Here is a 19,385-nt window from a genome sequence, read left to right as displayed (position 1 = left end):
GATCGAGTGCGGCGTGGATGACCGTGCGTGACTTCGTTGAGTTCGACTGGAGCTGAGGAAAGTGACATCAATGCCGAAGCGGCCGAGCCGGACAGAGATCAGCCGGGTGTTGTCCCATGCGCTGCGTCATGCTCCGGAAGAGTATTCGCTGGAGCTGGATCCGGAGGGTTGGGCGCCGGTTTCTGACGTGCTCGCTGCGCTGCATCGGCTGGGCCCGGAGTGGGCATCAGTTGATGAGAGGGAACTTCACGAGGTGCTTGAAGCGGCGGAGAAAAAGCGGCACCAGATAAGGGACGGTCAAATTCGTGCCGTGCACGGGCATTCCGTACCGGTGAAGCCGGCAGGGGAGCCCGGTTCACCGCCGGCGGTGTTGTTCCATGGGACTTCGCCTGCTGCTGTGCCGCAGATCCGCGTAGCCGGAATTCTGCCCATGCGGCGGCAGTACGTCCATCTGTCGGACTCCGTGGCGCAGGCGCGTCAGGTGGGACAGCGCAAGAACGCAGATCCCGTGATCCTTACGGTGGATACCCGGGTGGCCGTGGCCCAGGGGGTATCTTTCTACCAATCGGATTCAGGAGTCTGGCTGGCCGCATCTATCCCTGCGACTGCTGTGCGGGTGCCGGGAGCCTGAGCTGAGGGGGCTAGGGGTCAGCATGAACCGAGGAGCATTCCTCCACAGCTCTCGTGCCATCTGCGTGGGGTCAGGTTCGGTCGGCGTCGGCCCTTGTGCCCGAGTCGATGGTTCGTGAACAGGCCAACGGAACCGGCCTGACCGGGGTAGGTAGTTGCGTTCGAAAGACGGGTATTTCCGGTTTCCGGGTCAGGCCGGTTTGGGCCGGTTTTTGGTCCGGAAATGTCAGTGTGGGATGAAATCCTGAGGTATGGATCAGCTCGGGAACACCGGTTGGACAACCGAAGAACCAGGCAGTGAATGCCCCCAGCCGGAAGGCATGGCGGGTGAAGCGGATGCGCCCCGTGCGGCCTGCACCTTGGCGGTGTACCGGGCGGAACTGGACGCCGAGCCTTCCGTGGCCGCTGACACGGGTGCCGACACTTCTGCTGACGCTCCCGAGAACGACGCTGAGGCTGGCACCCAGTCAGCCGACATTCCCGTTCCTGATGCCGGCGCCGCCGAAGCCGACCCATGCAGCGCCGAGCCAGCCGAACCCGGAGGTCCCAGCGCCCCCGAATCCGAAGCCGAAGCCGACAGTTCAGCTTCCGATTCCGGAGGTCCCACAGCCAACGATTCCGAAGCCGACAAACCTGCCAGCGGGTATCCGGACGGCTTTACCGGGACACTGGCGCTGCAGAACGTTGAAGCCTTCGATGAGCAAATGGTGGGCGATGCCCTGTCCCGCATGGTGTATTTGATGTCCTGGGTGCAGGCGCTGCAGGCCCGCCTGCTGAACCGCATGGAAGAGATCTTCCGGGAGGACTTCCACGCCGCTTCGGGGAGGCTCGAGCCCGGGATGGCGTTCAGCTTGGCTGCGTCCGAGTGTGCCGCCATCCTGAACGTTCCGCAGGTCACCGCTCAGCGCATGATGAGCGAGGCGCTCAACCTGTGCAGCACATATACCGCCACCCTGACCGCCTTGGAAGAAGGACAGCTGAGTTACCAGCACGCGCAGGTGGTGCTGGACCAGTGCCAGAACATTCCCGCCGCCGTGCTCCCGGAATTCGAAGCGGACCTGCTGGCGGCAGCGGAGGGCCAGACCCGGTCCCAGTTCTCAGCCAAGGCCCGGCGGCTGCGCGAGCGGAATTTTCCGGACACCATTACCAAGCGGCACTTAACCGCGTTCGAGCTGAGGAAGGTCACCCTGGACCGGGAAGAGGACGGCATGTCCTGCCTCTCCGCCTATCTGCAGGCAGCAGAAGCCCAGCAGATCTATACGGCGCTAAGCACCGCAGCACGGGGCGAACAAGTAGCAGGCGATTCCCGGTCCACGGATCAGCTGCGTGCCGACATTCTGGCGCAGCTGCTGATGGGCGGTCTCGGCTCAAGTTCTGGCGGCACAGCTGACGGCGGTGGCAGGGCCGCCGGGATGGCAAGCGCTGGTGGGACCGGATGCGACGACGTCGGTGCCGTCCCGCGGGCGGAAATCATGGTCCTGATCAACGCCGAAACCCTCTTTGGTGCGGACGACCAGCCGGCCGAACTCCACGGCTACGGTCCTATCAGTGCCGAAGCAGCCCGCAGGCTGGCCCGCAACGCCGTCGGTTGGACCGGACTCGCCCAAGACCCACAGTCAGGCGAAATCCTCGGGGCGGGACGCCGTAGAAAAGTCCCGGCCGGGCTCCGCCGTTGGCTTCGGGCCCGTGACGGGACCTGCAGATTCCCCGGCTGCAGGGTCAGCACCGCAAATGCGGACATTGACCACACGGTCGACTGGGCCCGCGGCGGCCCAACGGACCACGGGAACCTGGAACACCTGTGCCGTCGGCACCACCGGTTCAAGACCCTGGGTTATTGGAAGGCCTGCCAGCCCGAGCCTGGAGTCATTCAATGGACTTCGCCGACCGGAAGGGTTTACCGGACCGAGCCGTTCCTGGAACTCGGACCGCCGGGTCGGGCACCGCACCCGGACGATGAACCCGAGGCAGTAGCGCCATTCTGACCTGCACTGCCTTAGTCGAACGCCTCGTTCGAACGCACCCCTTGGGACCTGACGATGGTCCGGGCCCCAAGGGCAGGACGGACCTTGGGGGTTGGGTGTCGGGCGTCGGGTCAGCCCCTAGGGACATCGCGACTGACGATGGGCCAGGCCCCAAGGGCGAGACGGACCTTGCGGGTTGGACGTTGGGCGTCGGGTCAGCCCCTAGGGACGACGGACGTTCGGACAGCCCTAGGGGACGACGAGACGTCCGGGACAGCCTTTAGGGGCGGGACAGATCCGCAGCACTGAAGGTATCGCACGTTTCCAGGCTTCCGCCGTCGTTGTAGCCGGCAAGGAACCAGGCCTGGCGCTGGGCGCTGGAACCGTGTGTCCAGCTCTCAGGGTTCACCTGCCCGGTGGCCGAAGCCTGAATCCGGTCATCGCCGATGGCGGACGCCGCAGAGAGTGCGTCACTGATATCGGCTTCGGTGAACGGAGCCAGGAAGGGCACGTCCGAGCCCGGTGCCGGCTGGTCCGCCGCATGCCGTGCCCAGAGGCCCGCATAGCAGTCGGCCTGCAGCTCGGTGCGTACGGAGGCAGAGTCCGCACCCTGAGGATCGGCGTTCCGGCCCGCACTGGAGCCGGTGATCTGCTGGATGTGGTGGCCGAACTCATGCGCCACCACGTATTCCTGCGCCAACGGACCGCCGGAGGAACCGTAGTTGGTGACGAGGTCGGAGAAGAAGGCAGTGTCGTAATAGGTCTGCTCGTCTGCCGGGCAGTAGAACGGACCGACAGCGCTGGTCGCCGTGCCGCAGCCGGAAGTGGTCCGGTCAGTAAAGAGCACCACGCCGGGCTCCGTGTAGGTCAGGCCGTAACCGTCCAGATACGGTGCCCAGAAGCTGTCCAGGCTTTCGGCAGTGCCCAGAATGCGGCAGTCCAGCCGTTCGTTGGCGTCTTCGCCGTTCAAGCAAGTGTCGATGCTCTCTGACTGCGCTTCGCCGGCAGCTACGCCGGAGCCGTCGCTCAGACCGAGCCCGTCAATAACGTCCGATCCGAAGAACAGGGACAGGATCAGCAGCAGCCCGCCGCCCAGTCCGCCGCCCACAGCAATGCCCTTACCCTTGCCGCGCCGGTCACTGACCCGGGAGGAATCCAGACGCGCGTTGCTATTGAAACTCATGCCCTCAGGTTATCGGTTGCCTTTGGCAACTTTCGCGTCGGAGGAGCCTTCACCGATACCCCGTGCGGCCAGCGCATCGCCGGTCTGCCGGGCATAGGCAACCGCACGGATCACCACCGGGACGGTCAGCGCACGGGGATTGCGCTCCAGGCCCCGGGCCATGGCAGATTCGCGGACGTCCCGTGCCGACCCGAGCAGGAACGGAATGCTGCGCAGCATCAGCGCCAGGGTCAGCCCGAAACGTTCCGGGTCCGCACCGAACGGTTGCAGCGGGCGAGCCAGCGACACCAGCCCGTCCAGCAGCACCTGCGGTGCAGTGGTCAGCGTCAGCAGCCGGGCCGCCACTACGCAGACCGCAATGCTGCCGGTCACCAGCAGCGCCGCCAACACGCCGGACGCCCACCACTGGAAAACGCCCAGCAGCACCAGGACCGGCCACATCAGCTTCAGCGGCACCCAGACCTCCCGGAACAGCCGGGCGCCGGCATAGGCCGCCAGCACCAGGACTGCGGCAACCGCCAGCACCACAGGGGAGCGCAGCACCAACACGGCCACGGACAGTACAACCAGGACGCCTGCCTTCACTGACAGCGGTGCCGCATGCACCCCAGAGGTGCCCGGGCGGTAGGCGCCCAGCAGGTCATTAGAGCCAGTGGAACGCTTCATCCCACTCCCAGCGCCAGCGCCCGGTACGCCGCAATACCTTCGCGCGGGCCGCCGTCGAACACCACCCGCCCGGCGTCCATCACCAGCACCCGGTCCGCGTCGGCGGCGAAGTCCAGGTCATGGGTGGTGTAGACAACCTGCTGCGGCAGGGAGACAAAGATTTCCCGCAGCCGGGCAGTGTTCCTCAGGTCCAGCAGCGTGCTGGGCTCATCTGCCACCAGCACGGCGGGCTCAACTGCCAGCACCGATGCCAGGGCCATCAACTGGCGTTCACCGCCGGAAAGGTCATAGATGCTTCGGTCCGCCAGTTCCAGCAGCCCCAGCGCCTCCAGTCGAGCTTCTGCCGCGGCGCGCCGCTGGGACCGGTTCCGGATCGAGGCACGCAGGGACAGTTCGACGTCGTCCCGCCCGGTGGGCATCACGAGCTGTGAGAGGGGATCGGTGAAAACAAATCCGACCCGCCGCCGCACGTCCGCTCCGTGCCGGGCAGTGTCCAGGCCGTCCACGCTGACCGTGCCGGTGTCCGGCAGCACCAGACCGTTCAGCAGCTTCAACAGGGTGGACTTGCCCGAACCGTTGGCGCCGACGACGGCGGTGCGGGGCGTGTCAAGCCTCAGGGACAGCGGGTGCAGGATCGGTTCCGCGGATTCCCCGGCCACCCTGGGAGGAACCACGGAAACGTCCTGCAGCAGGATGCAGGACATCAGCGGCCACCGCGGTCCCGAACAGCCATTCGCGGAAAGGCCTTGAAGACACTGACGGCCACGGCAGCGGCAAGCAGGTTCTTGAGCACATCACCGGGCCAGAACGCCATGTCCGCTGCCAGCGCAGCGGGGAAGGACAGATGCCCGTTAAGCATCAGTCCCGCGATGCCGGCCGGATGCACCACGGCGAAGCTTGTGGCCAGTCCCGCGGCAAACAGGAGGACAGTCCGCCCCCGGCGGGCGCGGCGCAGCACCAGTCCGGAAAGCAGGCCGACGACGGCAGCCGCCACCGGGAAGGACAGCAGATACCCTGCCGACGGCCCGGCCAGGACACCCAGGCCGCCGCGGAAACCGCTGAAGACCGGCAGGCCGGCCAGGCCCGCTGCCAGGAAGAGGCCCACAGCCGCGGCTCCGCGTCCGGGGCCAAGCAGCATCCCCGTAAGCATGACCGCCAGTGTCTGCAGGGTAATCGGCACACCGGCCCCGAGCGGAACGCCGGGAAGGATGGAGAACACGGCGGTAAGGGCGGCGAAGACGGCAATCAGGGACAGGTCCGCGGAGGTCCACCGGGAGCGCGGCGGCGTGCCCGGAGAACCGGGGGAGGCGTGGGAACCGCGGGGGCCGGTACTGGGGCCGGTACCGGAGCCGGTGCCCGTGCCGGGGAGGGGGCGCGGCGCGTCGGCCGATGTGTTGTTCATCGCTGCACTTTTCCTTGTAGGGGAAGAAAAACGGTCCGGATTGCGTTTCGAACATTAGCTGCGCCGGAGCGGGATTCCATTGGAGGTTTTCTACAAATGGGCATGGGCGGCTAGACTGGAAAGGCTGTTACGGCCAACCAGGCCTTCATGACCGGTCAATGTGACCCTTCCCGCCTCGGTGGAATCCCACCGTTCAAGGCCCGCGCACCGCGCAGCGTATCTGCAATACAAAAACCTTCGAAAGGTCCACTGAGTGATTTCCGTATCTGGTCTCGAGCTGCGTGCAGGCGCACGGCTGCTCATGGAAGCGGTTTCATTCCGTGTTGACAAGGGAGACAAAATCGGGCTGGTCGGCCGCAACGGCGCCGGCAAAACCACCCTCACCAAGGTCCTCGCCGGCGAAGCCCTCCCGGCCGCCGGCACCGTCAAGCGAGTCGGCGACATCGGCTACCTGCCCCAGGATCCGCGCACCCCGGACATGGACCAGCTGGGACGGGACCGGATCCTCTCCGCCCGCGGCCTGGACAAGGTTTCCGCGCAGCTGAAGAAGTGCCAGGACGAGATGGCCAGCGAAGATCCGAAGATCTCGCAGAAGGCCATGAACCGCTATGACCGGCTGGAATCCGAGTTCCTCTCCGCCGGCGGGTACGCTGCCGAATCCGAAGCGGCCACCATCTGCTCCAACCTGGCCCTGCCGGACCGGTTGCTGAACCAGCCCCTGAAGACTCTCTCCGGCGGCCAGCGCCGCCGCGTGGAACTTGCCCGCATCCTGTATTCCGACGCCGAGACGATGCTCCTCGATGAGCCCACCAACCACCTCGACGCCGACTCCATCGCCTGGCTGCGGGAGTTCCTGAAGAACCACACCGGCGGCCTGATCGTGATCAGCCACGATACCGAGCTGCTCGAAGCGACCGTCAACAAGGTCTTCAGCCTGGACGCCAACCGCGCCACCATCGACATCTACAACATGGACTGGAAGCGCTACAAGGTCCAGCGCGAGACCGATGAGCGTGCCCGCAAGCGCGAACGTGCCAACACTGAAAAGAAGGCCGGCATCCTGCTGGCCCAGGCCAACAAGATGAAGGCCCGCGCGTCCGGTGCCTCCGCGGCCCAGAGCATGCTCAAGCGCGTGGACCGCCTGATGGGCGGCCTGGACGCCGTCCGCGCCAATGACCGCGTGGCAGCCCTCCGCTTCCCGGATCCTGCCCCGTGCGGCAAGACCCCCATGACCGCCGAGGGCCTCAGCAAGAGCTACGGGTCCCTGGAAATCTTCACCGACGTGGACCTGGCCATTGACCGCGGTTCAAAGGTAGTCATCCTGGGCCTCAACGGCGCCGGCAAGACCACCCTGCTGCGCATGCTGGCCGGCGTCGACAAGCCGGACACCGGCAAGGTCATTGCCGGACACGGACTCAAGGTGGGCTACTACGCCCAGGAGCACGAGACCCTCGATACAGACCGGACCGTCCTGGAGAACATGCGTTCCTCCGCGCCGGACATGGACGACGCCGAGGTCCGCAGCGTGCTGGGCTCCTTCATGTTCAGCGGCGACGACGTCGAGAAGAAGGCCGGAGTCCTTTCCGGCGGCGAGAAGACCCGTCTGGCCCTGGCCACCATCGTGGCCTCCTCCGCCAACGTCCTGCTGCTGGACGAACCCACCAACAACCTGGACCCCGCGTCGCGTGCGGAGATCCTGGGCGCCCTGAGCAACTACACCGGTGCCGTGGTGATGGTCAGCCACGATGAGGGCGCCGTTGCGGCCTTGAACCCGGAACGCGTAGTACTCCTGCCGGACGGCGACGAGGACCACTGGAACGAGAACTACCTCGACCTGGTGACCCTGGCCTAACCGCCCACCCGTCCCGTACAGAAAGGCGGCCCTGCTCCGATTGGAGCAGGGCCGCCTTTGTGTCAGTGGGGGTGTGCGGGGAACGGTCGGAGCTAGAACCCCTGGGCGTCCAGGATCGCGTCCTCTTCCTCTTCGCCGGTGGGTCCGCGCTTCCTGCGGCGCGGCGGACGACGCCGGGACGGAGCCGGGTGGGCCGCGATTATTTCGTCGTCGTCCTCTTCCTCATCGTCGATGCCCTCGTAATAGCGGTTCAGGGCTTCCTGCCGCGCCGCGTAACCCAGCCCGATGAACATCATCAGCGCGAAGCCGTACCACTGCAGCCCATACGAGAGGTGCAGGCCGTCGTCCACCTCGGGCCGCGGTGCGCTTTCGGGTACGACGGCGGCCCCCGGGTCCTCGCTGGCCATGAGCCCGTAGGAGCCCTGATGCAGCGGATAGTCCAGCTGCTCCGCGAAGGCGCCCAGGTCGATCGAGGGCAGCTGGCCTTCAGGGGCACTGCGGGTCAGGGTGGGTTCGGCGGCCTTGATCCGGGCCACCACGCTCACCCGTCCCTCGGGGGCGGCAGGGATGCTGTCCGGCCGCCCGGCCTCGTCGTCGCCGATCGGCAGCCACCCGCGGTTGACCGCCACGCTGGTGCCGTCATCAAGCTTCAGCGGCACCAGGACCTCGTAGCCGGGCCGGCCCTTCAGCGGGCGGTTGCGGATGATGCGCTGCTCGGAGGAGTCGTACGTTCCCTCAAGCGTCACGGGCAGCCATTCGACTGCTTCGTCATACGCGTCGAAGTAGTCCTTGGCCTCGTCATAGGGGACCGGCGCGGCGTCGTAATTGGATTCAATCCGGTCGGTGTCGGCCAGGGAGGCTTCGCGGCGGTCCATCTGCCACTGCCCCAGCCCCACACAGGCAGCAGCAAGGACGCAGACGAGGACGAACCAGCCGAGCCAGCGGGCTGAAAGGAGGAAACGGTACATCTACGCCGTACCGCCTTCAGTGCTGCCGTCCAGCGGAAGGGTTTCCTTCCAGAGGCCGCGCGTTCGCAGGTAATCCTCCAGCCAGTCCCGGTGCTCATCGCAGGCGAGCCAGGTCTTCCGGCGTTCCGGGGTATGGATGCGGGGGTTGTTCCACAGCAGCTGCCAGTCGGCGTTGAGCCGGCAGGCCTTTCGGGAACACACCGGGGTGCCGGCGCCTGTGTCCGGGTTGCCGGAGAGGGAATCGAGGAGGTTCATGCTGGGGGATCAGGCCTTGTCTTCGTCGTCATGGATTTCGTCGTCGTTGTCTACGATTTCGCCCGACAACACAGTGGTTTCGGGACGTTCTCCGGGTTCTTCCGCCGCCCGCGGAGCGTCCAGCGCGGTGGCCGGCGGACTGTCAATCATCGCATCCGAGGCGGTCATAAGGCGGGTATCCGAGCCTCCGTTGGCGATGATGACCGCGAAGTAGGGGAGCACCACCGCTCCGGCAATCACCACCCACAACAGCCAGCCGTGCACGAAGAACATCAGGAACAGGCAGACCACACGGATGCCCATGGACACGCTGTACTTGATCATGCGTGCGCGCATTTCGTCCGTGTGCGGGCTGGGTGCGTCGGTGATTCTGGGGACGCTCTCCCCGCGGTTTGTGTCCCTAGCCATCAGTAGCCATCGGTAGTCTTCCTCACCCTCCAAACAGGTTCGTTCATTCTCTCACTAGCAGCAGCGTTGCAGAAGTTGAATCCGGCGCACGTAGGATCGAGACAACCCCCAATTGCTGGCTGAAAGAAGGAACATCCGTGCAGAACACAACAGAGAACGAGTCCGGCCGCAGCGTCCTGGTGACCGGAGGAAACCGCGGAATCGGGCTGGCAATCGCCAAGTCGTTCCTCGCCGCAGGTGACCGCGTGGCCATCACATACCGCAGCGGCGAGGTCCCCGACGGAATGTTGGGCGTCAAGGCGGATGTGACGGATATGGCATCGGTTGATGCCGCGTTTACCGAGGTGGAGGCTGCGCACGGGCCGGTTGAAGTCCTCGTGGCCAATGCCGGAATTACCCGGGACATGCTGCTGCTGCGCATGAGTGAAGACGATTTCTCCGATGTGATTGACACCAACCTCACGGGCGCCTTCCGGGTGGTCAAGCGTGCGTCCAAGGGCATGCTCCGGATGAAGAAGGGCCGGGTGGTCCTGATCTCCTCGGTGGTCGGGCTCTACGGTTCACCCGGACAGATCAACTACGCCGCCTCCAAGTCCGGACTGATCGGTATTGCCCGTTCCCTCACCCGCGAACTGGGTTCCCGCAACATCACGGCCAACGTCGTGGCACCGGGCTTCATCAACACCGACATGACCCGCGCCCTGCCCGAGGACACGCAGAAGAACTACCTGTCCTCCATCCCCGCCGGCCGGTTCGCCGAGCCCGAGGAAGTTGCCAACGTGGTGCGCTGGATTGCCGGTGACGAGGCAGGCTACATTTCCGGTGCGGTCATCCCGGTCGACGGCGGCCTGGGCATGGGGCACTAGCCCGGCCCAACGCGGCGCTCGTGAATCGTTGGAGGTTTCCTCAACTGCCAGCCGGTCCGCCGGCTGGCAGGATGGGTTCAAAGAGCTGAACGCTTAGATACTTTCTACAACAAGGAGTTCACATGGGTCTGCTGGAGGGCAAAGCAGCGATAGTCACCGGATCATCGCGCGGAATCGGGGCCGAAGTGGCCCGGTTCCTGGCAGCCGAGGGTGCCGGCGTCGTCGTCAACTACCGCCAAAAGGCACCGCGTGCCAACAAGGTGGTGGCTGCCATTGAGGAAGCCGGCGGCCGCGCAGTCGCCGTTGGCGCAGACCTCACCGCGGCCGAGGGGACAGCTGCCCTGGTGGCCGCTGCGCAGGAAAACTTCGGCGGGCTCGACGTCCTGGTGCTCAACGCCTCCGGCGGCATGGAAACCGGCGTGGAAGAGAACTACGCGCTGAAGCTGAACCGCGACGCGCAGGTCAACATGCTCACTGCTGCCCTTGAAGTGATGCCGGCCGGTTCGCGGGTGGTCTTCGTCACCAGCCACCAGGCGCACTTCATCAAGTCGGTGCCGACCATGCCGGAATACGAAGCCGTCGCACTCAGCAAGCGTGCCGGCGAGGATGCACTGCGCAGCATGCTCCCGCAGCTGGAAGAGAAGGGCATCACCTTGGTGGTGGTCTCCGGCGACATGATCGAAGGCACCGTGACGGCCACCCTGCTGGACCGGGCCAACCCGGGCGCCATCGAAGCCCGCCGCGAAGAAGCCGGAAGGCTTTACTCCGTGCAGGAGTTCGGCGCCGAAGTAGCCCGCATGGCCACGGCCGATGTTCCGTCCGGACACACCGAATACGTGGGCGGTGCGGACTACCTGGCCGCCGGAGCGGCAGGCGGGCCAGCCTAAAGCTTCACGAAGTGCTGAACCACGTCCAGTTGGGGCAGGTTCACCACGGCATCCGCGGCGGCCTGCACTGCCGGTTTGGCGTTAAACGCCACTCCCAGTGCGGCCGCCGCGAGCATGTCCAGGTCATTGGCGCCGTCGCCCACCGCAATGGTGGAGCCGGGTGCCACCTCCAGGGCCCGCGCCCACTCGGCCAGTGAACGCGCCTTGACCGCGCGGTCCACGACTTCCCCGGACACCGCGCCGGTCAGCACCCCGTCCTTTATCTCCAGCAGGTTCGCCCTGCGGAAGCTGAGCCGCAGGCGATCGGCCAGCGGATCAAGCACCTGGGTGAAGCCGCCCGACACCACGGCAACCCCGTGTCCGGCCGCAAGGAACTCCTTCACCAGCAGTTCCGCGCCGTCGGAAAGTTCAACCCGGGCACCCACTTCGTCGATGACGGACGCGGGCAGTCCGGCAAGCGTTTTCACCCGGGCATGCAGGCTCGCGGCAAAATCCAGTTCCCCGCGCATGGCGGCCTCGGTCACCGCTGCCACCTCCGCTTCCCGTCCTGCATGCGCCGCGAGCAGTTCAATGACTTCCTGTTTGATCAGGGTCGAGTCCACGTCCAGCACCAGCAGCTTCCGGGCATCCTCAAGCAGCGACGGCGGCACCACGGCGCTGTGCTCACCGCCCGGGCCTGCCGGCACGGCTGCCGCAGCTGCGGCGACGGCGCGCCGCAGCCGGGGGAGGCCGCCGTCGTACCCCACATAAAGCTTGGACACGGTGAAACCGTTCCCCGCAGCGTTCTCCAGTTCCAGGATCCGCGCACCCAAGCCGCAGACGGCACCCTGCACCGCCCCCAGATAGGCGTCGGACAGGTCCCGCCCGTAGCTGACAACACTGTATTCGGGGGAGTTCGGCATGGTTTCCGTTCTGCTCGGTCCAACGGGAAGTACGTGCTCGGTACGGGGATCCCCGGCAGCGTCTGCGTGGCCGCCGGGGCGCATCGTTTCGCCAATGCCCCTTTCTTTAGCCTAATGTCTAGTGCTATGAGTGATGTTCTTGAATTTGCCGGCGTAAGCGTTGTCCGCGGCGGCAAAAACCTGTTGGACGGCGTCAACTGGCAGGTCAAGGAGGGGGAACGCTGGGTCATCATGGGCCCCAACGGTGCCGGAAAGACCACGCTGCTGCAGATTGCCAGCGGCCGGATGCACCCTACCCGCGGCGTAGCGGGAATCCTCGAGGAAGTCCTCGGGGCGGTGGATGTCTTTGAACTCCGCCCGCGTATCGGCCTGGCCTCCGCTGCACTTGCCGGGCAGATCCCCGAGGACGAAACAGTCCTCAACGTGGTGCTCACGGCATCCTACGGAATGACCGGGCGCTGGCGCGAAAAGTACGAAAAGCTCGACGAACGGCGCGCCTTCCGCCTCCTGCACGAGTGGGGCATGTCCACCTTCATGAACCGCCGCTTCTCCTCGCTCAGCGAAGGGGAGCGCAAGCGCGTTCAGATCGCCCGCGCCCTGATGACGGATCCCGAACTGCTGCTGCTGGACGAACCGGCTGCCGGCCTGGACCTTGCAGGCCGCGAGGACCTCCTGTTCCGGCTCGGCGAACTGGCCCGGGACGAGGAAGCACCCGCCATGGTGCTGGTCACCCACCACCTGGAAGAAGTCCCCACCGGTTTCACCCACGCCCTGCTGCTCCGCGAAGGCGGCGTGGTGGCGTCCGGTCCCATCGAAGAGGTGTTCACCGAAGAACACCTGAGCACCGCGTTCGATCTGCCGCTGGACCTGCGCCGCGAGGGCGGCCGGTATTCGGCCACTGCCCGGCGCGGCTAGGAGCAGTTTCCGGGTGAACCTCCAGTACTTAGAGTCCGCCGACGATCCCCGCGTCTACGACTACACCTCCCTCACGGACACCTCCCTCCGGAAACGGCGGGAACCGGAGGAGGGCATGTACATTGCCGAATCCTCCAAGGTCCTGCGCCGCGCGGTCGACGCCGGACACCGCCCGCGGTCCTTTTTCCTGGCCGAGAAATGGCTTCCGGACCTGGCGGACATCCTGGCCCGGTTCCCGGACGTGCCTGCCTACGTAGGTACGCCGGAGGTCCTGGAGCAGATCACCGGGTTCCACCTGCACCGGGGTGCCCTGGCGGCCATGGAACGCCCTGCGCCCCTGGACCTGCCCGGCCTGCTGGGTACGGCCCGCAGGATCGCGGTGCTGGAAGACATCGTCGACCACACCAACATCGGAGCAATCTTCCGTTCCGCTGCCGCCCTGCAGGTGGACGCCGTGCTGGTAACGCCCCGCTGCGCGGACCCGCTGTACCGCCGGGCCATCCGTGTGAGCATGGGGGCAGTCTTCCAGGTTCCGTGGGTGCGGCTGACGGACTGGCCTGGACAACTCGAACAGCTCCGTGAAGCCGGGTTTGTGACTGCTGCCCTGGCACTGCGCGAGGATTCCCTGACCCTGGATGAACTAAGCGCCCGCCGCGACGAGCGCCTGGCCCTGGTCCTCGGCACGGAAGGCGACGGCCTGGCCGAGGCCACCCTCGCCGGCGTCGACCTGGCCGTACGCATCCCGATGAGCGGGGGCGTCGATTCGCTGAATGTGGCCGCCGCCAGCGCCGTGGCATTCTGGGAGTGCCGGCCCTAATGCCGCCGGGCGGTCCGCTGCCCTTACCCCGCAGCCCCTCAGGTGCCAGACTGTGCGCAGCCATCCACCCTTCGAGGACACCAGCGGAGCTGCCATGGAATCCCGTGCAAGCACCCGGCCAGGCAAGGTCCTGGCGCTGTGCGCCGGATTGCTGCTGACCGTTCCGGCCTGCGGCCCCACCGCCGGCCAACTGCAGGAACGGGAAACATCGGCTTCAGCGGCGCCGTCCGGCACCGTTGCTGCAGAGCCGTCCCGCACCGCCGATCCCGCCCGGCCGCCGTCGCCCGTTCCCGAAACCACCGCTCCGCCGACGCAGGTGGGTGTCACCGGCAGCCAGGCCGGTATGCCGCAGCCGGTCCAGGATGCCTGCCAGTGGCTCCTTCGCCGGGATCCGGAGCCTGCGTCCGGGACCGAAGCAGGGGCCTGCGTCTCCGCAGCCATGGCCGCGGGCGGAGGCGGCGTCCAGACCCTTCGGACCGACACCAGCTGGCTCCCGGCCGGCACGTACAGCGTCCGGTTCGCCACCGGCCCCGACTTTGCCATGACCCTGCAGGACACGGATGCGGACCTCTCAATCACTATCCGCGAGGGGCAGCGGGTGCTGCGGAAGGAAAACCAGGACATATCCGCGGACCGGGAAGGAACGGCTGAAGAGGCCTATGCGGCGATCCTTGCCGACGCCGCCGAGTTGACCGTCCGGCCGGAGAGAGTGGCCGCATTGCTCGCACCGGCGGAAGAGGTCGCCGTCCGGTACGGGGTAGTGCTCGACGGGGAACCCTGCACGCAGATCAGCGGGAGCTTCGACACGGCGGAGGCGCAGGAGCCCGGAAAGGAAACCGGTCCTCCGGCAGGCTCATCCGCGGTGCTTCCGGCCGGTTCCTTTTCACTCTGCCTGGATGATTTTTACCGGCCCGTGCAGATTGAAATCACCGGCCTGATCCAGGGCATCACCTCGAAGATCACCGCCGTCAACGCCCAATGGGGCACCCGCCCGCTCTCCTGAACCGAGGGGCGAAGGGTTTCCTGCGGGCAAGGGAAATGCGCTAGTATGGGTTGCTGGCCGAATGTACGGCCGATAAAGCTTTTAACCACACTGTGCCTGGCAAAATCCAGGCACCAAAAGAAGGTAAAACTGTGAAGTCTGATATCCACCCCAAGTATGCTCCGGTTGTCTTCCGTGACCTCGCGTCCGACACCGCTTTCCTGACGGCCTCCACCGCCACCTCCTCCAAGACGATCGAGTGGGAAGACGGAAACACCTACCCGCTCATCGAGGTGGAAATCTCCTCCGCATCGCACCCGTTCTACACGGGCAAGCAGCGCATCATGGACTCCGCCGGCCGCGTGGAGCGCTTCAACGCCCGCTTCAAGGGCTTCGGCGCGAAGAAGTAGCCAGCACGGAAATACAGCAGTACTTAGAGAAAGGTCCGCCGGCATCAGCCCGGCGGGCCTTTCCCTGTAACGGGGGCCCGTCCGGTCCCGACAGAGCGGTTCGGAGCTAAGGAGTCTTGATGGCAAGCACGGATATCACTGGACGCCGGCACGGGGAATACAAAGTTCCCGGCGGCAAACTCGTTGTAGTCGACCTGGAAGTCCGTGACGGCAAGCTGGCCGATGTTTCCCTTGGCGGCGATTTCTTCCTGGAACCGGATGAAGCACTCGGGGATATCAATGCCGCCCTTGAGGGGCTGCCTGCCGAGACGACGTTCGGCGATATTGCCGCAGCCGTCCGTTCCCGGTTGTCCCCGGATACGGTCCTCTTCGGCTTCTCGCCCGAAGCCGTGGCCACCACCGTACGCCGCGCCCTCGGCAAGGCCACCGGCTGGGGCGACCACCAGTGGGAGATCATCCCTCCCACCCCGCTTTCCACACACATGCACGTAGCCATGGACGAGGTCCTGGCAGAGGAAGTGGGCACGGGTAAGCGCAATCCCACCCTCCGGTTCTGGGAATGGGAGTCACCCTCCGTGGTGATCGGCAGCTTCCAGTCCCTGAAGAATGAGGTGGATCCTGAGGGGGCGGAACGGCACGGCGTCACCGTAGTCCGGCGCATCACCGGCGGCGGTGCCATGTTCATGGAGCACGGCAACGCCATCACCTACTCCCTTTACGTTCCCCAGTCCCTGGTGGACGGGCTGAGCTTCGCGGATTCCTACCCCTTCCTGGACGCCTGGGTAATGGAATCCCTGAAGAAGCTCGGAATCTCCGCCTGGTACGTGCCGCTGAACGACATGGCCACGGACCAGGGCAAGATCGGCGGTGCCGCGCAGAAACGCTTCAGCAGCGGCGGAATGCTGCACCACGTCACCATGTCGTACAACATCGACGCGGACAAGATGGTGGAGGTGCTGCGCATCGGCAAGGAAAAGCTCTCCGACAAGGGCACTACGAGCGCCAAGAAGCGGGTGGATCCGCTTAAGCGGCAGACCGGGCTTTCCCGTGAAGACATCATTGCAACCATGATGGACACCTTCGCCACGCGTTACGGCGCCGTCGAGGCGTCGATCTCCGAAGAGGAGCTGGCCCTCGCGGAGCAGAAGGTCGCCGAAAAGTTCGACACCCCGGAATGGCTGAGCCGCGTCCCCTAACCCGCCGGCCTGCGGACCGTCGGCTACCCCGGCGGCGGCCCGTAGGCCTAGACTGCGGAGATGGAGAAAAAGTCGCTGACCGCCCTCGCCCGCCAACACATGGAATCCTCACGGCAGGCGGCCAGCGGGCGCAGCGCCTCCACCGTCTACGGCGGACACGAGCACGTGCTGCGGCAGACCGTGATTGCCCTCCGGGCCGGGTTCGTTATGGACGAGCATGAGAATCCGGGCGAGGCCACGGTCTATGTCCTCAAGGGCCGGGTTGCCCTTGCTGCGGAGGGCAACACCTGGGACGGCGCCGCGGGAGACCTGCTGATTGTTCCGCAGGCGCGGCACTCCGTCGCGGCCCTGGAAGACTCGGCCATCCTCCTCACCGTCGCCAAGCCGCAGCTGGCCTGACGCCGGGCCTGCTGCGTCGGCAACTGCCTGGCGGGGCCTGCGGGCCTGGCGGGGCGTGCCGCCCGCCGGGCTTACAGTCCGGCCGCCTGGACGCGCAGGGACCGAAGCAGCTGGTCCTGCTGCTCAATGATGATCCTCCGCAGCGCGCCCGGCGCGTCGGGATGAAGCTCCAGCCATTCGACCGATTTCTGCACTACCGGATGGTCGGCCGGCGCCATGCCCGCCGCTGCATCCTGGTGCCCGGGGTAGAGCCCGCCGACCACGCGTGAGGCCAGCTCGATGCTGCGCGCGGACCAGACCTCGGCGAGGGAGGCGAAGTAGTCCTCCACGTATCCGTCCAGCAACTCGTGGCTGCCCAGGCCGAATCCGGTGATCGTGGCCGAGAGCAGCTCGTTGGAGAGGCGATCGGAATGGACCGCCGCCTGCCAGGCTGCGGCCTTCACCTCCGGATCCGGGAAGGCAGCCACTGCGGTGGTGTGGCCCACCCGTCCCGACGCCGTGGTGTCCCGTTCCAGTTCGGCGTCCAGTTCTGCGCGGGTGGCGGAATCGGTGGCCGCGAGTGTAACCCACACGCGCCAGCGAAGATCGGAATCCACTGCCAGGCCCTCGACGCCGGCACTGCCGTCCAGCAGTCCGCGCAACAGCCCGTTGTAGGTGCTGCTGCGCCGCCCGGCCGCTGCGGCGGCCCGGGCCCAGATAATCTGCCGGTCGCTGCCCGGTGCCGCCGTCTTCAACTGCTCGGCACTGTGCGCGTAGAATTCCTCGCGCAGTCCGTCCCGCCGCGGCGTCGGTGCGTAATACTCGATGGCGCTGAGGGCATTGTCCAGCAGTACCTGCAGTACGCCGGCCCCGCTTTCCTGCGGCGCCACCCGCTGGACCAGCCGTACATAGTCCTTGGCACTGAGGACCCCGTCACGGACGCTGTTCCACAGCGCTGACAGCGTGATGGCCCGGGCCAGGGGATCGGTGAGCCGGTGCAGGGACTCCAGCAGCGTGCCCAGTGACGCGTCGTCGAAACGGATCTTGGCGTAGGTGAGGTCCTCGTCATTGAGCAGCAGAAGCGCGGGACGCTGCCTGCCGAGCAGCTCAGGTACCTCCGTCCGTGCACCGGTGACGTCCAGTTCCACGCTGTCAATGCGGGCCAGGGCTCCGGCGTCGTCGAAATCGTACAGTCCGATGCGGAGCCGGTGCGGCCGGGGGACCTGTTCGCCGCTGACCGGATCCGGAGCATTCTGCCGGATAACCACGGAAGTATAGGCTCCGGCGTCGTCGGTTTCTGTCGCCGGAACCAGGACCGGAACGCCGGCGGTCTGGAGCCAGCGGCTGGACCACAGCGCCATGTCCCTGCCGGACGCCGTTTCCAGGGCGCTGAGGAGGTCCGCGAGCGTGGTGTTGCCGAAGGCATGGGCCCGGAAGTACCCCCGGGCGGCCTCGATAAAGGCATCGAACCCGACGTAGGCCACCAGCTGCTTGAGCACCGAGGCACCCTTGGCATACGTGATGCCGTCGAAGTTCTGCTTCGCGGCCTCCAGATTGGGGATGTCCGCCACGATGGGGTGCGTGGTGGGCAGCTGGTCCTGGACGTAGGCCCAGGCCTTGCGCCGGTTCGCGAAGCTCACCCAGGAGTTGGTGAAGTCGGTGGCACGGTCCACGGCCAGGGCGCCCATGTAGTCCGCGAAGGACTCCTTCAGCCACAGGTCGTCCCACCACTTCATGGTCACCAGGTCGCCGAACCACATGTGCGCCATCTCGTGCAGGATGGTGTTCGCGCGCGCCTCGTACTGCGCCTCCGTGGCCCGGGACCGGAACACGTATGCCTCCGTGAAGGTCACCAGGCCGGGATTCTCCATCGCGCCGAGGTTGTACTCGGGGACAAAGGCGGAATCATATTTCCCAAAGGGATACGGGAAGGCAAAGAGGCGGTGGAAGTAGTCCAGGCCCCGTTTAGTGACCTCGAAGATGTTTTCCGCGTCGAAGTACTCGGCAAGGGAGGAACGGCAGTACGCAGCCAGCGGAACGTGCAGGTCGGTGCCGTCCTCGAGCCGGGTGGACCATTCGTCGTCGGCGCGGTGGTACGGCCCGGCGAGGACCGTGGTGATGTAGGTGGAGATGCGTTGGGTAGGAGCGAACTCCCAGCGGCTCAGGGCGCCGTCATCCAGCGGTGTCCGCTGCGTTTCGACGCCGTTGGAAGCCACCTCCCAGCCGCTCGGCGCCGTCACCGTGAAACTGAAGGACGCCTTCAGGTCCGGCTGCTCAAAGTCGGCAAATACGCGCCGCGCGTCGGCGGGCTCGTACTGCGTGTAGAGGTAGGTCTGCCCGTCGGCCGGGTCGCGGAAGCGGTGCAGCCCCTCGCCGCTTCGGCTGTAGAGGCCCGTGCCGTCGACGGTGACGGTGTTTTGCCGCTGCAGGCCGGGCAGGCGGATCCGGGAGGAGTCCACAACGTCCGCCAGGTCCAGCTCGGTACCGTTCAGGACCACCGAGGACACCCCGCCGTGGATGAAGTCCAGGAAGGTCTCGGCACCGGGCTCTGAACAATCGAAGGTTATGGTGCTTCGGGACCGGAAGCCTGCGGCGTCCTGGTCCTGGGCATTGCCCAGGTCCAGATGGACATCGTAGGAGGTCACGGACAGCAGGCGGGACCGCAGAGCGGCTTCGTCACGGCTCAGGTTCTGGTTAGGCACCT

At 66.1% G+C, this 19,385-nt stretch carries 20 protein-coding genes; 11 read left to right on the top strand and 9 right to left on the bottom strand.

The window, feature by feature from the left end:
- Window positions 1-70: 70 nt before the first annotated feature.
- The gene (locus LOC56_RS08975; RefSeq protein ID WP_229952244.1) at window positions 71-631 is read left to right on the top strand and encodes an RNA 2'-phosphotransferase; all 561 of its coding nucleotides are present in this window, start codon (window positions 71-73) and stop codon (window positions 629-631) included.
- A 319-nt stretch (window positions 632-950) separates the two neighbouring features.
- Complete coding sequence (locus LOC56_RS08970) at window positions 951-2,615, top strand: HNH endonuclease signature motif containing protein (RefSeq protein WP_229951938.1); 1,665 nt, start codon at window positions 951-953, stop codon at window positions 2,613-2,615.
- Window positions 2,616-2,874: 259 nt separating this feature from the next.
- On the opposite strand, the gene ypfJ is transcribed toward LOC56_RS08970, so the two are convergent.
- The 4 genes from ypfJ to LOC56_RS08950 are packed head-to-tail and all read right to left on the bottom strand — an operon-like array spanning window position 2,875 to window position 5,845.
- Entirely contained in the window at window positions 2,875-3,777 is a 903-nt protein-coding gene (gene ypfJ, locus LOC56_RS08965) for a KPN_02809 family neutral zinc metallopeptidase (RefSeq protein ID WP_229951937.1), read from the bottom strand.
- A gap of 9 nt (window positions 3,778-3,786) precedes the next feature.
- The gene (locus tag LOC56_RS08960; RefSeq protein WP_229951936.1) at window positions 3,787-4,443 is read right to left on the bottom strand and encodes an energy-coupling factor transporter transmembrane component T; all 657 of its coding nucleotides are present in this window, start codon (window positions 4,441-4,443) and stop codon (window positions 3,787-3,789) included.
- Window positions 4,440-5,147 (bottom strand): energy-coupling factor ABC transporter ATP-binding protein, encoded by a 708-nt coding sequence (locus LOC56_RS08955; RefSeq protein WP_229951935.1) that lies wholly within the window; start codon window positions 5,145-5,147, stop codon window positions 4,440-4,442. The genes LOC56_RS08960 and LOC56_RS08955 overlap by 4 nt, the downstream gene beginning before the upstream one ends.
- Window positions 5,147-5,845 carry a biotin transporter BioY gene (locus tag LOC56_RS08950; protein WP_229951934.1) on the bottom strand — a complete coding sequence of 233 codons (699 nt, stop codon included), beginning with the start codon at window positions 5,843-5,845 and terminating at the stop codon, window positions 5,147-5,149. Before LOC56_RS08950 ends, LOC56_RS08955 begins: the two co-directional genes overlap by 1 nt.
- Window positions 5,846-6,098: 253 nt before the next feature.
- Between LOC56_RS08950 and LOC56_RS08945 the strand changes: the two genes are divergently transcribed.
- Window positions 6,099-7,697, top strand: a complete 1,599-nt coding sequence (locus LOC56_RS08945) for an ABC-F family ATP-binding cassette domain-containing protein (RefSeq protein WP_229951933.1) — start codon at window positions 6,099-6,101, stop codon at window positions 7,695-7,697.
- A 92-nt stretch (window positions 7,698-7,789) separates the two neighbouring features.
- Here the strand turns inward: LOC56_RS08945 and LOC56_RS08940 are convergent, their stop codons facing one another.
- Genes LOC56_RS08940 through LOC56_RS08930 form a run of 3 tightly spaced genes read right to left on the bottom strand, consistent with a single transcriptional unit; the run spans window position 7,790 to window position 9,328 of the window.
- Window positions 7,790-8,665, bottom strand: a complete 876-nt coding sequence (locus tag LOC56_RS08940) for an SURF1 family cytochrome oxidase biogenesis protein (RefSeq protein WP_229951932.1) — start codon at window positions 8,663-8,665, stop codon at window positions 7,790-7,792.
- Window positions 8,666-8,920, bottom strand: a complete 255-nt coding sequence (locus LOC56_RS08935; protein WP_229951931.1) for a hypothetical protein — start codon at window positions 8,918-8,920, stop codon at window positions 8,666-8,668.
- A gap of 9 nt (window positions 8,921-8,929) precedes the next feature.
- Complete coding sequence (locus LOC56_RS08930; RefSeq protein WP_229951930.1) at window positions 8,930-9,328, bottom strand: DUF3099 domain-containing protein; 399 nt, start codon at window positions 9,326-9,328, stop codon at window positions 8,930-8,932.
- 137 nt (window positions 9,329-9,465) lie between these two features.
- Here LOC56_RS08930 and LOC56_RS08925 point away from each other — a divergent pair, with 137 nt between their 5' ends.
- On the top strand, window positions 9,466-10,194 hold the full coding sequence (locus LOC56_RS08925) for a beta-ketoacyl-ACP reductase (RefSeq protein ID WP_229951929.1): 729 nt from the start codon (window positions 9,466-9,468) through the stop codon (window positions 10,192-10,194).
- A 122-nt stretch (window positions 10,195-10,316) separates the two neighbouring features.
- A complete protein-coding gene (locus LOC56_RS08920) occupies window positions 10,317-11,081 on the top strand; it encodes an SDR family oxidoreductase (protein ID WP_229951928.1) in 765 nt (254 codons plus the stop codon).
- On the opposite strand, the gene serB is transcribed toward LOC56_RS08920, so the two are convergent.
- On the bottom strand, window positions 11,078-11,983 hold the full coding sequence (gene serB, locus LOC56_RS08915; protein ID WP_229951927.1) for a phosphoserine phosphatase SerB: 906 nt from the start codon (window positions 11,981-11,983) through the stop codon (window positions 11,078-11,080). The two genes, LOC56_RS08920 and serB, sit on opposite strands and share 4 nt — an antisense overlap.
- A 126-nt stretch (window positions 11,984-12,109) precedes the next feature.
- Here serB and LOC56_RS08910 point away from each other — a divergent pair, with 126 nt between their 5' ends.
- The 6 genes from LOC56_RS08910 to LOC56_RS08885 all read left to right on the top strand — a co-directional run bounded on the left by LOC56_RS08910 (window position 12,110) and on the right by LOC56_RS08885 (window position 16,702).
- Entirely contained in the window at window positions 12,110-12,898 is a 789-nt protein-coding gene (locus tag LOC56_RS08910) for an ABC transporter ATP-binding protein (RefSeq protein ID WP_229951926.1), read from the top strand.
- 13 nt (window positions 12,899-12,911) lie between these two features.
- The gene (locus tag LOC56_RS08905) at window positions 12,912-13,715 is read left to right on the top strand and encodes a TrmH family RNA methyltransferase (RefSeq protein ID WP_229951925.1); all 804 of its coding nucleotides are present in this window, start codon (window positions 12,912-12,914) and stop codon (window positions 13,713-13,715) included.
- Between the two features lie 52 nt (window positions 13,716-13,767).
- Window positions 13,768-14,718: a hypothetical protein gene (locus LOC56_RS08900; RefSeq protein ID WP_229951924.1), complete on the top strand. Its 951-nt coding sequence runs from the start codon at window positions 13,768-13,770 to the stop codon at window positions 14,716-14,718.
- Window positions 14,719-14,849: 131 nt separating this feature from the next.
- Window positions 14,850-15,107 carry a type B 50S ribosomal protein L31 gene (locus LOC56_RS08895; RefSeq protein WP_146361982.1) on the top strand — a complete coding sequence of 86 codons (258 nt, stop codon included), beginning with the start codon at window positions 14,850-14,852 and terminating at the stop codon, window positions 15,105-15,107.
- 119 nt (window positions 15,108-15,226) lie between these two features.
- The gene (locus tag LOC56_RS08890; RefSeq protein WP_229951923.1) at window positions 15,227-16,303 is read left to right on the top strand and encodes a lipoate--protein ligase family protein; all 1,077 of its coding nucleotides are present in this window, start codon (window positions 15,227-15,229) and stop codon (window positions 16,301-16,303) included.
- Window positions 16,304-16,363: 60 nt separating this feature from the next.
- Complete coding sequence (locus LOC56_RS08885; RefSeq protein ID WP_229951922.1) at window positions 16,364-16,702, top strand: cupin domain-containing protein; 339 nt, start codon at window positions 16,364-16,366, stop codon at window positions 16,700-16,702.
- Between the two features lie 71 nt (window positions 16,703-16,773).
- On the opposite strand, the gene pepN is transcribed toward LOC56_RS08885, so the two are convergent.
- Complete coding sequence (pepN, locus tag LOC56_RS08880) at window positions 16,774-19,383, bottom strand: aminopeptidase N (protein WP_229951921.1); 2,610 nt, start codon at window positions 19,381-19,383, stop codon at window positions 16,774-16,776.
- Between the last annotated feature and the right edge of the window lie 2 nt (window positions 19,384-19,385).

Source organism: Arthrobacter sp. zg-Y179 (genome assembly GCF_020907345.1).
GTDB classification, from domain to species: domain Bacteria; phylum Actinomycetota; class Actinomycetes; order Actinomycetales; family Micrococcaceae; genus Arthrobacter_B; species Arthrobacter_B jinronghuae.
This window is presented reverse-complemented; position numbering and strand designations above follow the sequence as displayed.